The sequence below is a fragment of the Kocuria sp. SL71 genome (genome assembly GCF_026672465.1).
Taxonomy (GTDB): Bacteria; Actinomycetota; Actinomycetes; order Actinomycetales; family Micrococcaceae; genus Kocuria; species Kocuria palustris.
Genome location: NZ_JAPPRE010000001.1, coordinates 1,569,226 through 1,585,575 on the forward strand (window position 1 = coordinate 1,569,226; position 16,350 = coordinate 1,585,575).

Here is a 16,350-nt window from a genome sequence, read left to right on the forward strand (position 1 = left end):
CAGGAGTGTGGACACCCCGTCTCGCCCGGACCGGACACGCCCCGTCACATCCCCGCCCGCGCCGCGCGCCCTCCCAGGCCGGTGCCCCACGATGAAGGGGATCTCGGCCTCCGCACGGCCGCCGCACCCCACCAGGAGGACAGGACATGGATCGCACGGACCGCACGCCCGCCCCGCAGCAGGACCCGCAGACGCGGGCCTCCGGAGCTCCGCGCACGATCGCCGTGATCGGCAGTACCGGGCAGCTCGGCCGCAGCGCCGTCGAGGTCTTCGCCGCCCGCGGCCACCGCGTCCTGGCAGTGGCCCGCGGCCGGCAGACGGACCTGCCGGCCGGCGTCGAGGCCCGCGTGGCCGACGTGACGCGCCCGCAGACCCTGCCGGGGGCGCTCGAGAGCGCCGAGGCCGTGCACCTTTCCCTGAGCGGAGGCAATGATCCCGAGCAGATCCGCGCCGTCGAGGACGAGGGCGTGCGGCACGTGGCACGGGCGGCCGGGCAGCTGGGCATCACCCGGATCTCGATGATCTCCGGCATGTACGCCCGCCCCGAGTTCGCCGATCACCCCGGCGAGGGAGCCAAGGTCCGCGCCGAGCAGCACCTGCTGGCCGCGCGCACACCGGCGACCGTCTTCCGACCGGCCTTCTTCGCCGAGACCCTCGAGTCCTTCGTGCAGAACGGGCGCGGCATGCTGCTGGGCCCGCAGCCGCACACCCTCCACCCCATCATCAGCGCAGACCTCATGGATGCGATCGCGCGCAGCTACGCCATGCCGCAGGCCCAGGACCGCGTCTTCGAGGTCACCGGCCGCGAGCCCATGACGCTGAAGTCCGCGCTGCGCCGCTACCTGAAGGCCACCCGCCCCGGGGCCAAGGTCACCGTGATGCCGCTGTGGTTCATGAACCCCGTCAATCGCCTGTTCATGAAGGGCGGGCTGACCCGCGCCCTGGACACCATGGGACTCATGCAGGCCCACGGCGAGATCGCCGACCCGACGACCTACTTCCAGGTCTTCGGCGAGCAGACCACCCCGTTCGACACCTGGCTCGAGCAGCAGCCGGTGCGCAGCGCCTGAGCCGCAGCCCCTGCGCGCTGTCGCCCCGCGTCGCGCTGATAGCCTCGGCGGGGCCGCAGACCGCGGCCCGTTGTCGTGTCGGCATCCCGATGAGGAGGCGGTCGTGCAGCTGCTGGACCCTGAGGCGGTATTCCGCGCTGTCGACCTGGCGGGGGTGTTCGTCAACGCCGTGCTCGGCGGAGCGATCGCCCGCTCCCTGAAGCTGGACATCATCGGCTTCCTGGTCCTGGCCGTGCTCTCCGGGCTGGGCGGCGGCATGATCCGCGATGTCCTGCTCCAGAACGGCAGGCCGGTGGCCCTCAGCGATCCGACCTACCTCATCACCGCGCTGATCGGCACGGGCCTGATCTTCAACCTCCCGATCAAAGGCCGCTGGATGCACCGGGCCCTCTCGGCGGCGGATGCGCTGGCCCTGGGCTGCTGGGCCGCCACCGGCGCCTCCAAGGGGCTGGCCGCCGGGCTGGGCTGGATCCCGGCGATCATGCTGGGGATGATCACCGCGGTCGGCGGCGGCGCCGTGCGCGATGTCTGCATCGGCCGCGTCCCCGGCATCTTCGGCGGCAACACCCTCACGGCCACCACTGCGTTCGCCAGCGCGTTGACCATGGCGGCCGCGTGGGAGCTGGGTCGACCCAACTGGGGCATGGGGGCCGCGATCCTCCTGGCGGCCCTGCTGACCGTGCTCACGCGCACCCTGGGGTGGACGCTTCCGGGTCAGGGCGGCTGGGATGTCGGCTCCGCAGGGCGGCAGCTGGCCCGCACCGCCAGCGCCAAGAGGCCGCGGATCGTGGTGCACAAGGGTCGGCTGGGCCGGCAGCGCAGCCAGCGCAATGAGCAGGCCCGCACGGGGATGATGCCCATCGTCCAGGTCGAGCGGGAGGACTCCGCCGCCTCGGACAAGGACGACGACTGAGCGCACTCACCTGCCGCCGCCCGGGCTCAGCGCCCGCCTGAGGCCAGCAGTCGCAGGCCCTCCTGCCGGCGCTGCAGCACGATCTCCAGGATCTCCTCGGCCACTGCGTCCTCGACGAGCAGCGGCGCCGAGATCCGCTCGGCTCCGGCGTCCGCGGCCCGGTCGTGGAACTGCCCCGGCGCCAGCAGGAACGACGCCGCCGTGACCGGCCGCCCCGTCCGCTTCCGCACCGCCTCCACGGCCTCCGGCGCCGATGGCTGCGCGGCCGAGACGAAGCCCGTCTCCACGGGGCGCCCCAGACGCCCCGCGAGATCCTGCGCCTGGGCGCGGACATCGGCCACCGCGCGCGCGTCGGAGGAACCGGCGGCGATCAGCACGACCGGATCCTCGCTGCGCTCGCCTGCCCCGGCCGCGGCGTGGCCGTCTTCGGCCGCAACGGGCTCCTGCTCAGCCTCCGCCAGCCGGCGCGCGAGCAGCGTGGAGAGCCGCGGATCCGGTCCCAGAGCACCGACGACGACATGGTGCGGCCGCCCGTGCACGGCCAGCTCAAGATCGTGGCGCACGTGGTAGCCGGCGGACAGCAGCAGGGGCACGATCACGACCGGGCGATCAGCCAGCTCGGCGCATCGCTGAGCGACATCCGGGGCCTGCACGTCGACCCAGGTCTCGACCACCTCGGTTCCCGGCAGCAGGCGCCCGACCTGCTCGGTGATCCGTGCCGTGGCGCGCTGAGCGGTCGGCGAGCGCGAGCCGTGCGCGCACAGCAGCAGGACGGGGTCTACCTCGGACCGGGGTCCAGGGGCTCCGGCGCCCCGCGCGCTCACGGGCGCAGCGCCACGACGACCCGGCCCTGCGGGGAGACGGCCGCGTCGTGGACGGGAAGCTCGTAGGCATCGGTCGTGAGGCACTGGCCCGTGCGCAGGTCGTAGACCTCCTTGTAGAGCGGGGAGGCGATCGTGGGGGTCCCGTCGAGCGTGGCGCCCACGATCCCGCGGGCGATCACGAGCGCGCCCGAGCGGGGATCGGCGTGATCCACCGCGGCCACGGTGTCGTCCGGCAGCCGGAAGACGGCCATCTGGCGGCCCTCGACCAGGGCGACCTCGCCCCAGCCGGTCTCCAGGTCCTCGAGGCGGCATATCTCGACGGCGGTCGTGGCGCTCATGATGCGGCTCCTTGCCTGGGTCCTCGGGCGCGGCGAGCGCCGTGCCCGGTGTGCGAGCCCTCCGCAGGAGGCCTCGAAGGGCGCCGCGAGCTCGGCGCGGCCCTGTCCCGAACCGTACCCGCAGGCCGCTGCCGCGCGCAGGTCGCGCAGCATCTGAAGGCAACTGAGGTCCTCCTTGCCCGGGGGCGCGTGGTCTGATCGGAACGAGCCCACCCGCGATGCGAAGGAAGCCACTCATGTCAGAGACCACCGCCCAGGACACCTCGACCGGACGCCGGATCCTCGTCATCGGAGGCGGCCCCGCCGCTCACCGCTTCGTGCAGTCCATGCTCAAGCGCGGGCTCGGCCAGGACACGATCACGGTGCTCTCCGAGGAGAAGTGGACCCCGTACGACCGCGTGGCCCTGGAGAAGCTGTTCGTGGACGCCGAGCGCGACCTCACGCTGGGCGATCCGCATATGTGGCAGACACCGGGCATCGAGCTGCGCTCGGGCCAGCGCGCCGCCGAGCTGGACGTCAAGGCCCGCACGGTGCTCACCCGCAGCGGCGAGACCTTCGCCTACGACGAGCTCGTGCTGGCCACCGGCTCGAACGCCGCTACCCTGAACATCCCGGGCGCCCACCGGGTCCACGTCTTCCGCACGATCGACGACGTACGCGGCATCGTGGCCGAGGTCGAGCAGCGGAAGCAGAAGCTGGGGCGCGCCCCGCGCGGGGTGGTCGTGGGCGGCGGTCTGCTCGGTCTGGAGGCCGCCGCCGGGCTTCTGGATCTGGGTGCGGAGGCCACCATCCTGGACGTCGCAGAATTCCTGCTGTGCACCCAGATGGACCGCGAGGGCGGACTGGCCGTCAACTCGCTGATGCGCGAGCAGGGCCTGGACGTGCAGTGCTCGAGCTATATCCAGGGCGTGGAGCTGGACGAGCAGGAGAACGTGATCGGCGTGAACGTCGCCGACGGCCCCGGTCCCGAGGCGGTGGTGCGCCGGCTCGAGGCGGACATGGTCATCCTGGGCGTGGGCATCCGCCCCCGCTCCGGCCTGGCGCGGCGCTCAGGCTTCCATCTGGACCCGCGCGGCGGCGTGGTCGTCGACGAGGCCTGCCGCACCTCCGTGGCCCACGTGTGGGCCATCGGCGAGGTCGCGCACATCCTGGGCCAGACCTGGGGCCTGGTGGGCCCTGCCAACAAGATGGCCGAGGTCGTGGCCGATCGCCTCCACGGCGGGGACGGCGAGGTCTCCGGCTTCGACACCTCGACCCGGCTGAAGTTCGCCGGCGTGGACGTGGCCTCCTTCGGCGACGTCTACGCGACCACGCCCGGGGCGATCGAGGTCGACTACTCCGATCCGGTGGCCGGGATCTATCAGAAGCTCGTGGTGGCCGAGGACCGCGAGACCCTGATCGGCGGCGTGTTCGTAGGCAATGCCGAGCCCTACGACGCCCTGCGCCCCCTGCAGGGCCGACCGCTGCCGGCCGAGCCGGCTCGCTACCTCTCCGCGGCCGGCGGCGACGCCCCCGAGACCGAGCTGCCCGATGACGCCATCCTGTGCTCGTGCAACGGTGTGCCCTTCGGGGAGATCCGCCAGGCCGTGCGCGACGGCCACCAGTCCGTGCCGGAGCTGAAGAAGTGCACGGATGCCGGCACCCAGTGCGGTTCGTGCGTGCCGATGATGCACAAGACGCTCGAGAAGACCATGGCCGAGATGGGCCTGACGGTCTCCAAGGCGCTGTGCGAGCACTTCGAGCTCTCGCGCGCCGAGCTCTACGCGGCGGTGCGCGCCACCGGCATCCGCACGTTCCCGGAGGCCCTCGAGCGCTTCGGCAGGGGTCAGGACGGCTGCGCGATCTGCAAGCCCACCATGGCCTCGATCCTGGCCTCCCAGCCGCACGCCTACGTGCTCGACGAGGGCCGCGGTACCCTGCAGGACACCAACGACCGCAACCTGGGCAACATGCAGAAGGACGGCACCTACTCGGTGGTCCCGCGTATCCCGGGCGGGGAGATCACCCCGGAGAAGCTCGCGGTGATCGCCGAGGTCGGGCACGAATACGGGCTCTACACCAAGATCACGGGTGCTCAGCGCATCGGGCTCTACGGGGCCCGACTCGAGGAGCTGCCCGCGATCTGGAAGCGGTTCGTGGACGCGGGCTTCGAGTCCGGGCAGGCCTACGGCAAGTCCCTGCGCAACGTGAAGTCCTGCCTGGGCTCCACCTGGTGCCGCTACGGCGTGCAGGACTCCGTGGGCATGGGCATCCGCCTGGAGAACCGCTACCGCGGGCTGCGCTCGCCGCACAAGTTCAAGATCGGCTCCTCGGGCTGCGCCCGCGACTGCGCGGAGTCCCAGTCCAAGGACATCGGCGTGATGGCCACCCCCGAGGGCTGGACGCTGTATCTGGGCGGCAACGGCGGGGCGAATCCCGCTCACGGCAGGGTCTTCGCCGAGTCCGTCTCGGAGGCCGAGCTCGTGCAGTACGTGGACCGCTACCTCATGTACTACATCCGCACCGCGGACAAGCTGCAGCGCACCGCCCGATGGCTCGAGGACCTCGACGAGGAGTACGGCGACGGCATCGTCCACCTCAAGGCGGTGCTGATCGACGATTCCCTGGGCATCTGCGCCGACCTGGAGGCGGACATGCAGCGCCAGGTCGAGGGCTACGAGGACGAGTGGGCCGCGACCCTGCGCGACCCGCAGCGCCTGCGCCGGTTCCGCCCGTTCGTCAACGACCCGGATGCCTCGGACGACTCCGCCCGCCAGTACGTGCTCGAGCGCGAGCAGATCCGCCCGGCCACCCCGGAGGAGATCGCCGCGGCCGAGGACGGCTCCGGGCCGGTGCTGATCTCCGGGACCCGCATCCCGGTGGGCGCCCAGGGCTGAGCCGCACTCCGCCGGGGCGTGGACCAGACGACCGGCCTGCCGTTCTAGGCTGATCACATGCTTCTCGATACCTCTGTGGACGGCGTTCGCCTCCTGCTGCTCGGCGCCGACGACGACTCCCGCCCGGCCAGGCGCTTGCGCGCGGCCGGCGCCGAGGTCCGCGCGGTCGCCGGTCCGGCTGGTGCCGCCGGTGCTGGTTCCGGCGCCGCGGCCGAGGCGGGCGAGGCACCCGGCGACGAGGCCGCTGCCGAGCAGGCCCTGAGAGGCGGGGCACCGGGACTCGTCGTCGTGGTCGGCGATCGCGCCCCTTGGGAGGGGCTGCTGCTGCGGCTCCGTGAAGCCCACGGACCCGTGCCGGTCTCGGTCGTGCCCGCCCCCGGCAAGGGCGTGTCCCTGGTGGGCGGCGGCCCCGGTGCGCCGGAGCTGATGACAGTGCGCGGGCTGGAGGCCGTGGCCGATGCCGACGTCGTGCTGCTGGACCGGCTGGCCCCGCAGGGCGTCGTCGAGGCCCAGGCCCCGCACGCCGAGATCGTGCGCGTGGGCAAGTGGCCCGGGCACCACCCGGTGCCCCAGGAGCAGATCCAGCGCCAGCTGCTCACCGCGGCCTCCCGCGGCCGCCGCGTGGTGCGCCTCAAGGGCGGGGATCCCTACGTCTTCGGCCGCGGCGGGGAGGAGGCCGCCGACTGCGAGTCCTGGGGCATCCCCGTGGAGACCGTTCCCGGCATCACCTCCGCCGTGGCCGTGCCCGGCGCGGCTGGTATCCCACTGACCTTCCGCGAGGTCTCCCGGGCCTTCACCGTGGCCTCCGGGCACATGCCCTTCGACGACGACGAGCTGGCCGGCTTCGCGCGGCTGCTGGGCACCGGAGCCACCCTCGTGGTGCTGATGGGGGTCTCCACCCTGCCGCAGCTCGTGAGCGGGCTGATGCGCGCCGGGGCCTCCCCCGAGCTGCCGATCGCCGTGGTGGAGAAGGGCTTCTCCCCCGATCAGCGCACGCTCACGGGCCAGCTGGGCAGCGCCGTCGTAGACCTGGCCTCGGCGGTCTCGCCCGCGGTGACCGTGATCGGGCCGGTCGCCGCGCTGGCCGCCGAGGACCGCGAGCGCGTGCTCGGCGAGCTCACCCCGCACCGGGCCGTGGCACCGCCCGACACCGCGCAGAACGACCTGCCGCTGGCCGGGCGGCGCATCGCGGTGACCGCCCACCGCCGGGCCGAGGACCAGATGGGCGCGCTGCGCCGTCGCGGGGCCGAGGTCCTGGCCGCTCCGTCGCTGAAGCTCGTGCCCGTGGAGCAGGAAGAGCAGGTCATCGCCGACACGCGCCGCCTGCTGGCCGCACGCCCGGGGCTGTTCGTGATCACCACGGGCTACGGCTTCAAGCGGTGGTGGGAGGTCGTCGAGGCGGCCGGGCTGTCCCAGGAAGCGCTCGAGGTGCTCTCTGAGGCCGATCTGTGGGTGCGCGGGCCCAAGGGACGGGCGGCCGTGCGCAATCTGGGGCTGCAGGACGCGGGCATCTCCCCCGACGAGACCCTGCCCCGTCTCGTCGACCTGATGCAGGAGGCCTACGGCCGCGGCCTCAGCGGCGCCGTGGTGGGCTGGCAGGAGAACGGGTTCGCGGATCGGGACCAGCGTCAGCGCCTGGCCGAGGCCGGGGCGCAGATCCTGACGGTCACCCCGCACCGATGGGCCGACGCCGATGAGACCGGCGCCGTGCCCGAACTCGTGCGCGAGGTCTGCGCCCGACGGATCGATGCAGTCACCTTCACCTCGGCCGCCGGCGCCCAGGCCCTCGTCTCCGCAGCCGCCGCCCTGGGACTGGCCGAGGACTTCGCCGCGGCCTTCCACCCGGGGCAGGACGCATCGGCCCGCGCGGTGGTCGCGGCGACTGTGGGGCCGGTGACCGCTCAGCCCCTCGAGGAGGCCGGGATCCCCGCCCTGGTGCCCGAGCGATTCCGCATGGGCGCCATGATCAACCAGCTCTGCGACGTCCTGGGACCCGGGCAGCAGCCCTGAGGCGCACTGACGAGTTCAGCGAGCCGGCGTCGGGGCTGCCCGATACCCTCGACAGCAGAGACCGGCGAGCCGCCCACAGGCCGCCGCGCGGCATCCGAGCCGCTGCTCGTCCGCACAGGGCGGGATCCCCCACACATGAGGAAGGCCCAGCACATGACCTCCGCCTACGACCCCACCGAGCGCCAGCCCATCTCCTCGCTGTCGGACATCACCGCCGCGGACATCGCCTCGCGCGTGGATCACACCCTGCTCAAGCCGGAGGCCTCCGCGGAGGCCATCGACCAGCTGTGCGCCGAGGCCCGTGAGCACGGCTTCGCCTCGGTGTGCGTCAACGGAGTGTGGGTGGCCCGTGCCGCCGAGGCCCTGGCGGGCTCGGATGTGCTGGTGTGCGCCGTCGTCGGATTCCCCCTGGGCGCCTCCACGCCCGAGGCCAAGGCCTGGGAGGCCCGCGAGGCCATCCGCAACGGCGCCCAGGAGATCGACATGGTCCTGGACATCGCGGCCGCCCGCGCCGGCGACCGCCCCACCATGGAGCACGACGTCCGCACAGTGGCCGAGGCCGTCCACGAGGGCGGGGCGCAGCTGAAGACCATCATCGAGACCTGCCTGCTCGAGGACTCCCAGAAGACCGTCGCCTGCGAGGCAGCCGTGGCCGGCGGCACCGACTACGTGAAGACCTCCACCGGCTTCTCCACCGGCGGCGCCACGGTCCAGGACGTCGAGCTGATGCGCGCGGCCGTGGGCCGAGGCATCGGCGTGAAGGCCTCCGGCGGCATCCGCACCCACGAGGCGGCCGTCGAGATGCTGCGCGCCGGGGCCTCGCGCATCGGCGCCTCGGCCGGAGCCGCCCTGCTCGGCTGAGCCGCCGCGCGCCCTCGGGCCACAGCTGGGCTCGCGGGCAGGGGCTCGGAGCGGCCGCTGCACGAAGGACGTACACTGGCCGTCAGGAACCCGCACGATCGCGGCCGCACGCGCCGCACCATGGAAACGAGGACTCAATGGCTGTCGATGCCCAGGGACGCAAGGTCCGCCGTCATTCCGGCGAAGGCACCGGCGCGGTCAGCCTGATCCTGCTGATCGGCGCCATGGCCACCATCCTGGTGAGCTTCTACCTGTTCGCCTACCACGATAATTGGCTCTTCCTGCTGGGCATCGGCGTCTACGGAGCGGCCCTGCTGGTCCCCACCGGGATCATGGCCTCCAAGACCCGCTCGCGCCCCATCGGCGGGCACGAGACGGCGCTGGACCTGCCGGCCTCGGCTGCGACCAACATCAGCAAGCCCGCCGGCCACTGAGCCTCGTCCGGAGCATCTTCCGGCCCCTTCACGGCGCGCCGCCCCTCCCCTCGCGGGATCGGGCGGCGCGCCGTCGTCGTACCCAGGAATGTGGCCTCGGCAGCGTTGCGGGCCCGCTGCCGCCCCGAGCCGCCAGGAGGAGTCGCCTGTGCAGGCCTTCGCGGCGCGAAGGCCTGCACAGGCGATCTCTCACGGGCGGACACGCAGGGTATGGGCAGGAAGGAGTACGCGGTCGAGGATCGTCGCCGAGGGGACCCATCCGCCGCGATTCGGGCCCGGAAGGCCGTCCGCTGCGTCCCCTCGGCGTGCTCCTGTCTCCCGCAGTCTCGAACGGGATGGCTGGGGGTGCCGGCTGGGGAGGGCGGACGGGACGACAGAAGCCCCGCACCGACCAGGGTGCGGGGCTTCTCCTGCGTCACGGGCCGAAGGGCCTGCGCGACGCGCGCGGGTCGTCAGCCGCAGCGAGCTGCCCGAGGATCAGGTGCTCCATCTGCGGGTCTGCCGCTTCAGCGGGAGGTGCTGGTGCCCCCAAGGTCACAAGCACCTTCTGCACAGTACAGCGGCAGGGTGGTGAACCCGTATCCGCTCAACCTTCAGAAGAATAGGTGAGATGTCCTCGATCAGGTAGCGATCCGTGCAGAAAAGCGGACATGTCCCCTTAAATAGCCGAAGTAGATGAGCTTCCGCACAGTAGAGGACATCTGCGCCCTGGCGTGGGACGACGTTGGGATCACTGCGAACCGCTCTGCGCCTGCGCTGTGCTCGACGATGCCTGCGGCTCCTGCGCCTCGAAGATCGACACGAGCACCTGGCGAGCCCAGTCGATCACGGCGGCATCGGTGAGGTCCTTGCCTCCGACGCGCGCCGTCTTGGGCTTGGGGATCAGGACCTGACGGGCACCGGAGGCGTCGGCCCCCGGAACCGGCACGATCTTGGATCCGGGGTGCATGCGCTGCAGGCGCATCTGCTTGGACTCGGGCAGATCGGCCGGGGCGAAGCGGATGCTCGGCCCCTGCACAGCGATGTCCGACAGGCCCACCGAGCGGGCCATCACACGCAGGCGGGCGACCTCGAGCAGCAGCCGAGCCGGCTCCGGAAGCTCGCCGAAGCGGTCCTGCAGCTCGGCCTCGACCTCGCGGATGCCGTCCACATCGGAGGCCTGGGCCAGGGTGCGGTAGGCATCCAGGCGCAGGCGCTCCCCCGGGACGTAGTCGTGCGGCAGGTGCGCGTTGACCGGCAGCTCGATCTTCATCTCCGTGGGCGCGGTGTCCTCGTCGCCGCGGAACTCGGAGACGGCCTCGCCGACCAGGCGCAGGTACATGTCGAAGCCCACGCCCTGGATGTGACCGGACTGCTCGCCGCCCAGCAGGTTGCCGGCACCGCGGATCTCGAGGTCCTTCTGCGCCAGCTGCAGGCCGGCGCCGAGCTCGTTGTGCGCGGCCACGGCCTTGAGCCGCTCCAGGGCGGTCTCGGTCAGCGGCTTCTCGACGTCGTAGAGGAAGTAGGCGTAGGCCCGCTCGCGGCCGCGGCCCACGCGCCCTCGCAGCTGGTGCAGCTGCGAGAGCCCGTACTTGTCCGCGCCGTCGACGATCAGGGTGTTGGCGTTGGCGATGTCCAGGCCGGTCTCCACGATCGTGGTCGAGACCAGGACGTCGAAGCGCTTCTCGTAGAAGTCCAGGATGATCTGCTCGAGCTCGGTCTCCGACATCTGCCCGTGCGCCACCGCCACGCGGGCCTCCGGCACCAGCTGGGCGATCTCCGAGGCGCGGCGGGTGATCGACGAGACCCGGTTGTGCACGAAGAAGACCTGGCCCTCGCGCATGAGCTCGCGGCGGATCGCGGCGGTGACCTGCCGGTCCGTGTAGGCGCCCACGTACGTCAGCACGGGGTGGCGCTCCTCTGGGGGCGTGGCCAGCGTGGAGGTCTCGCGGATGCCGGTCAGCGACATCTCGAGCGTGCGCGGGATGGGGGTCGCGGACATGGACAGCACATCGACGTCCGTGCGCATGGCCTTGAGCTTCTCCTTGTGCTCCACGCCGAAGCGCTGCTCCTCGTCCACGATGATCAGGCCGAGGTCCTTGAACTGGACCTCCTTGCTCAGCAGGCGGTGGGTGCCCACCACGAGATCCACGGAGCCGTCGCGCAGACCGGCCAGGATCTCCTTGGACTCCTTGGCGGTCTGGAAGCGGGACAGGCCCGCCACGCGCACGGGGAAGCCCGAGTAGCGCTGGGAGAACGTCTCGACGTGCTGCTGGCCCAGCAGCGTGGTCGGCACGAGCACCGCGACCTGCTTGCCGTCCTGGATGGCCTTGAAGGCCGCACGCACCGCGACCTCGGTCTTGCCGTAGCCGACGTCGCCGGAGATCAGGCGGTCCATGGGGACCTCTTTCTCCATGTCGGCCTTGACCTCGTCGATCGTGGTGAGCTGATCGGGGGTCTCGATGTAGGGGAAGGCCTCCTCGAGCTCGCGCTGCCACGGGGTGTCCGGGCCGAAGGCGTGGCCCCGCGTGGCCATGCGCGCCGAGTACAGGCGGATCAGCTCGGCGGCGATGTCCTTGACCGCCCGCTTGGCCGCGCGCTTCTTGGCATTCCAGTCCGAGCCGCCCATCTTGGACAGCACCGGAGCCTCCCCGCCCTGATAGGTCGAGATCTGGTCCAGCTGGTCCGTGGGCACGAACAGCCGGTCCTTGGGCCCATTGCGCTTGGACGGGGCGTACTCGAGCACCAGGTACTCGCGCTGCGGCTTGGGCTGCCCGGGCTTGGTCACCGCACCGGCGATCGGTCGGGCGATCAGCTCGATGAACTGACCCACGCCGTGCTGCTCGTGGACCACGTAGTCGCCGGGCTGCAGCGCCAGCGGATCCACCGCGTTGCGCCGGCGCCGCTGCGGCAGCGCCGTCTTGGTCTTGGCCGCGTAGGACGACGAGCGCCCCAGGACGTCGGCCTCGCTGAGCAGCGCCACGCGCTGGTCGTCGAGCACGAAGCCCGTGGACACCCCGGCTGTGGTCAGCTCGACGACGCCGGCGGTGGGCTCGACCTCCAGGGACTCGTGGCGAGCGGCGGGGATCTCCGCGGTGCCCATCAGCTCCGCCAGGCGCTGCAGCGGACCCGGCCCCTCGGTCACGGCCACCACGCGCCAGCCCTTGCGCACGAGCGAGCCCAGGTGCTCCAGCAGCGCCTCCACATCGCCGCCGAAGCGCCGCGGCGCCCGCCCCGAGACGGTCAGGGTGTCGGCGTCGGTGTCCATCAGCCGCACGAGCGCCTCGTCGGTGTCGGCGTCGACCTCCGAGAGCTGCGCACCCACGGTCAGTGCGGTCGTGGACCACCAGCCCAGGCCGGTCTCCAGAGCGGTCTCCCGGGACTGGGCCAGCGTGTGAAAGGACCCGGAGGCCAGGGTGCGCCCGTCGTCCTCCAGGGACTGGGCCTGGGCCACGTCCAGCGGCGCCTGATCGGTGTCCGCGGCGGACTCCCAGGCCGCGGCCAGGAACTCCTCGTTCGTGGCCACCAGGTCCTCGGCGCGGGCACGGACCTTCTCCGGCTCCTGCACCACCACGATCGACCCGCCCGGCAGCAGCGAGAGCACGGGCACCATGCGATCGGCCAGCAGCGGGGCCAGCGACTCCATGCCCTCCGAGTAGATGCCGCCGGCGATCCGCTCCAGGATGGCCTCCGCCCCGGGCAGGCGGTCCTTCAGCCGGGCGGCGCGCGACTGCACCGCAGGGGTGATCAGCAGCTCGCGGCACGGTGGAGCCACGATGCGCTGCGGGTGCTCGCCGCTGCGCAGGGTGCGCTGATCGGCCACCGCGAACCAGCGCAGCTCCTCGATCTCATCGCCGAAGAACTCGACGCGCACCGGATGATCGGCAGTGGGCGGGAAGACGTCGATGATCCCGCCGCGCACGGCGAACTCGCCGCGGCGGGAGACCATGTCCGTGCGGGAGTAGGCGGCACCGGCGAGGGCCCGGACGGTGTCGTCAAAGGACTGCTCGGCCCCGCGCTCGAGGATCACCGGCTGCAGGTCCCCCATCCCCTCCACGACCGGCTGCAGCACCGCGCGCACCGGAGCCACGACGACATCCAGCGCCCCCTGCTCCGGGTGAGCCAGCCGGCGCATGACGTCCAGGCGCTGGCCCACGGTGTCCGAGCGCGGCGAGAGCCGCTCGTGCGGCAGCGTCTCCCAGGCCGGAAGCGAGGCGACCTGAGCCTGCGGGGCCCAGGCCGGCAGCTGCTGCTCGAGCTCCTCGGCCTCCCGGCCCGTGGCGGTGACCACGAGCAGCACCGGCTGCTGCCCGTCGGAGGCCGGGGCGCTGCGCAGACCCGCCAGCAGCTGGCTGATCAGCACCGGGCGCATGCCATCGGCCACGCTGATCACGGTCTCGGCGGAGCGCTCCGCAGGGCGCACGCCCGCCTGGGCGCGGACTGTGGCCAGCGAGGGCTCCTGGGCGAGGATGTCGGCGAGGCCGGTGAGGGACATGTGCTGCGGGACTCCTGGTGGGGGCTGTGCGGCGCTGCGGACTCGATGGTGCAGCCGACTCTGCGTGTATGTCTCTGCATGTCAGCGCGCTCGACCCTCAGCTGTGGTCACTTCGGCTGACATCCGACACGACAGGGCGAAGCGCCAGCGTGCGAACCGGTACAGCCTACGCGTCAATGCCGCCCCACCCCGTCTCAGGGCGCCATCTGCTTCACGCCGAGGAGCCGTTCGGCTGTGGGCCCTTGGGTGGAGATGCCCTGAACCCCCACCCGGCGCCCCCATGGGCGACGTGTACTGTCGGGCGCCGTACGGGGGGAACGACACTTGGGGAGAGTCTTGTCCGTTTATGCCTCAGCGCAGTCATCCGCGCAGCTCGGCGCACCGAAGCACGTCGACTGGCTGATCATCCATCAGTTCGATGCAGCCAGGACCTCTCCAGGCGGCATCGACACCATCATCCGCGGCATCGTGCGCTACACACCGCCCGAGACCTCTATCGCCGTCGTGGGAGTCGATACGACTCCCGGCGGGGATCCATCGCGCATCGGCCGATGGGAGCAGCACAGGTTCGGGGAGCGCAGTATCCACTTCCTGCCTGTTGTGAGCTTGGATCCGGCAGATCAGTCCCGCCGGATCCCGCACACCCTTCGTCTCGTGGCCGGGCTGCTGCGCTATCTTCACCGGCTCCCGAGGGCCGCACGGGTCCAGTGCCATCGGATGGACACCGCCGCCGCTTCCCTCGTGCTGCTACGCCGCCCGCTGGTGTACCTGATCCACACGCAGGTGGGAGGCTCCACCGGACGCTCCTCGGATTCCTTCTGGCGATTCGCGGGAAAGGTGCATCCGGCACTCGAGCGCGCCGTCTCGCGACGAGCCGTCGATGTCCGGGTGTTCAGCCCGGAGCGCATCGACGCGGTACGCGAATGGAATCCGGCAGCCCAGGCCTCCCCCACATGGTGGGACCCGGACCTCGTCTCGGCTGCCGCGCGCGATGCATCCGCGCACGACCCTCATCGCATCGTGTGGATCGGCAGGATCGAGAAGCTCAAGGACCCTGGCCTGGCCGTCCGGGCATTCACCGAACTGGTGGACGCGGAGCCCCGACGTCCTTGGACTCTGCACTTCTATGGGCCCGGCACTCAGCTGGAAGCTCTTCGCACAGCTGTCCAGGCACTGCCCTCCGACGCCGCTCGGCGCATCCACATCCACGGTCGCGTGGAGCCGACGGAGGTGGCACGAGCCCAGGCTTCTTCCGGTGTGTTGCTGATGACCTCCTTCCCCGGCTACGAGGGCTTCCCCACCGTAATCGTGGAGTCCCTGGCAGCCGGCATGCCTGTGGTCGTCACTGAAGGGGCCGATCCGGGGCATGTGGTTATCGACGGCCTCAACGGCTTCGTGACCGGACGAGACCCGAAGGAGATGGCTCAGCGGATCCGCGAGGCCGCGAAGCTCGAACGCACGAGCATCCCTGAGACTGTGGCGACGATGAGCGCGCCGGCGGTGGTCCGCTCGCTGATGAGCGTCCGCGAGCCCTCTGAGACCTTCCGCCCGACCCTGGCCCACGATCACGGAACCACGGTGATAGATGGAATGCCTTTGGAGACCGGAACCGTCCAGGAGCTCGAGAATGCGCTCCAGGCGATCATCGATGCCGATCGACCGGAGCTCGTCGTCACGGCGAACGTCGATCAGGTGCTGAATCTCGCAAGCAGCCCGGGACTGCGCCGATCGTACGAGGCTGCCGGTCTGCGGCTGATCGACGGCATGCCTCTCGTCCTCCTAGCCCGCGCTCTGGGCGCACGCCAGGTGCACCGCCATACGGGGGCCGACCTGCTGCCGCTGATGGCCCAGCAGTCCGCTACCCGCGGCTGGCGCATAGTGATCGCCGGAGGATCCTCGGACGTGGCCTCCAGCGCAGTGCGGAAGCTCCGCGAGCAGAATCCCTCTGCATGGATCGAGCGCGTCCCCTTCCCCCACCTCAGCGATGTCTCCGACGAGGCTTCGAAGTCGGTAGTGGAGGACCTGCAGCGGCGGTCCCCCGATGTCGTCTTCCTCTGCCTGGGATCGCCCAAGCAGGAGGAATGGTTCCTCCACTGGCGACACGAGCTGCCCAGCGCCGTCTACATCGGCGCCGGAGCCGCGGTGGACTTCGCCGCAGGGGCCAAGTCACGAGCGCCCCGAGCCATTCAGAATGCCGGCCTGGAGTGGGTCTGGAGACTGTCGCAGGAGCCCTCTCGGCTGGCTTCTCGCTACCTGATCAAGGGTCCGCGCTTCCTCGGTGTGATCGCCCGGTCTCTGGTCGGAGGGCAGGATTCAGCTGCCCGCCGTGCACCTGCGCCGATTCGAGCCGAGGCCGCAGCCCATGCCGCCGTCGTCGCCGAGAGAGACTCCACAATGGTCCACAGCTGATCCTTGGTTCCGACTCGAGCTGCACGGCACAGGGGCAGGCCCCGGAGACCCTCAGGTCTCCGGGGCCTGCCCCTGTGCCGTGGCCTCGCCGTGAGGAGGGCCCGCAGGTGCGCAGCGCACGTCCTTCAGCCCCGCTTCGCG

General features: G+C 71.5%; 10 protein-coding genes. 7 read left to right on the plus strand and 3 right to left on the minus strand.

Annotated features, from left to right (window positions below; genetic code table 11):
• The first annotated feature begins 146 nt into the window (after window positions 1-146).
• Together OVA15_RS07050 and OVA15_RS07055 are read left to right on the plus strand one after the other, a co-directional pair.
• The gene (locus OVA15_RS07050) at window positions 147-1,070 is read left to right on the plus strand and encodes an SDR family oxidoreductase (RefSeq protein ID WP_268144003.1); all 924 of its coding nucleotides are present in this window, start codon (window positions 147-149) and stop codon (window positions 1,068-1,070) included.
• A gap of 103 nt (window positions 1,071-1,173) precedes the next feature.
• Window positions 1,174-1,983 carry a trimeric intracellular cation channel family protein gene (locus OVA15_RS07055; protein ID WP_259895660.1) on the plus strand — a complete coding sequence of 270 codons (810 nt, stop codon included), beginning with the start codon at window positions 1,174-1,176 and terminating at the stop codon, window positions 1,981-1,983.
• A gap of 26 nt (window positions 1,984-2,009) precedes the next feature.
• Here OVA15_RS07055 and OVA15_RS07060 read toward each other — a convergent pair whose 3' ends face one another.
• The gene (locus OVA15_RS07060; RefSeq protein ID WP_268144006.1) at window positions 2,010-2,807 is read right to left on the minus strand and encodes a sirohydrochlorin chelatase; all 798 of its coding nucleotides are present in this window, start codon (window positions 2,805-2,807) and stop codon (window positions 2,010-2,012) included.
• Complete coding sequence (gene nirD, locus OVA15_RS07065; protein WP_206390300.1) at window positions 2,804-3,145, minus strand: nitrite reductase small subunit NirD; 342 nt, start codon at window positions 3,143-3,145, stop codon at window positions 2,804-2,806. Before nirD ends, OVA15_RS07060 begins: the two co-directional genes overlap by 4 nt.
• Before the next feature lie 236 nt (window positions 3,146-3,381).
• On the opposite strand from nirD, the gene nirB reads away from it, so the two are divergent.
• The 4 genes from nirB (at window position 3,382) to OVA15_RS07085 (ending at window position 9,326) form a co-directional block, all read left to right on the plus strand.
• Window positions 3,382-6,021, plus strand: a complete 2,640-nt coding sequence (gene nirB, locus OVA15_RS07070; protein ID WP_268144008.1) for a nitrite reductase large subunit NirB — start codon at window positions 3,382-3,384, stop codon at window positions 6,019-6,021.
• 57 nt (window positions 6,022-6,078) lie between these two features.
• Window positions 6,079-8,031 (plus strand): uroporphyrinogen-III C-methyltransferase, encoded by a 1,953-nt coding sequence (cobA, locus tag OVA15_RS07075; protein WP_268144010.1) that lies wholly within the window; start codon window positions 6,079-6,081, stop codon window positions 8,029-8,031.
• A gap of 153 nt (window positions 8,032-8,184) precedes the next feature.
• Window positions 8,185-8,892 (plus strand): deoxyribose-phosphate aldolase, encoded by a 708-nt coding sequence (deoC, locus tag OVA15_RS07080; RefSeq protein ID WP_024290040.1) that lies wholly within the window; start codon window positions 8,185-8,187, stop codon window positions 8,890-8,892.
• Between the two features lie 137 nt (window positions 8,893-9,029).
• Window positions 9,030-9,326 (plus strand): hypothetical protein, encoded by a 297-nt coding sequence (locus OVA15_RS07085; protein ID WP_024290039.1) that lies wholly within the window; start codon window positions 9,030-9,032, stop codon window positions 9,324-9,326.
• A gap of 730 nt (window positions 9,327-10,056) precedes the next feature.
• Here OVA15_RS07085 and mfd read toward each other — a convergent pair.
• On the minus strand, window positions 10,057-13,800 hold the full coding sequence (gene mfd / locus OVA15_RS07090) for a transcription-repair coupling factor (protein ID WP_268144013.1): 3,744 nt from the start codon (window positions 13,798-13,800) through the stop codon (window positions 10,057-10,059).
• A 336-nt stretch (window positions 13,801-14,136) separates the two neighbouring features.
• On the opposite strand from mfd, the gene OVA15_RS07095 reads away from it, so the two are divergent.
• Window positions 14,137-16,209: a WecB/TagA/CpsF family glycosyltransferase gene (locus tag OVA15_RS07095; RefSeq protein ID WP_268144015.1), complete on the plus strand. Its 2,073-nt coding sequence runs from the start codon at window positions 14,137-14,139 to the stop codon at window positions 16,207-16,209.
• Window positions 16,210-16,350 lie beyond the last annotated feature (141 nt).

Bases quoted from the DNA above. Each gene is read 5' to 3' on its own strand.
- cobA (WP_268144010.1), top strand. From the start codon at position 6,079: ATGCTTCTCGATACCTCTGTGGACGGCGTTCGCCTCCTGCTGCTCGGC.
- nirD (WP_206390300.1), bottom strand. From the start codon at position 3,145: ATGAGCGCCACGACCGCCGTCGAGATATGCCGCCTCGAGGACCTGGAG.
- deoC (WP_024290040.1), top strand. From the start codon at position 8,185: ATGACCTCCGCCTACGACCCCACCGAGCGCCAGCCCATCTCCTCGCTG.
- OVA15_RS07085 (WP_024290039.1), top strand. From the start codon at position 9,030: ATGGCTGTCGATGCCCAGGGACGCAAGGTCCGCCGTCATTCCGGCGAA.
- mfd (WP_268144013.1), bottom strand. From the start codon at position 13,800: ATGTCCCTCACCGGCCTCGCCGACATCCTCGCCCAGGAGCCCTCGCTG.
- OVA15_RS07050 (WP_268144003.1), top strand. From the start codon at position 147: ATGGATCGCACGGACCGCACGCCCGCCCCGCAGCAGGACCCGCAGACG.
- nirB (WP_268144008.1), top strand. From the start codon at position 3,382: ATGTCAGAGACCACCGCCCAGGACACCTCGACCGGACGCCGGATCCTC.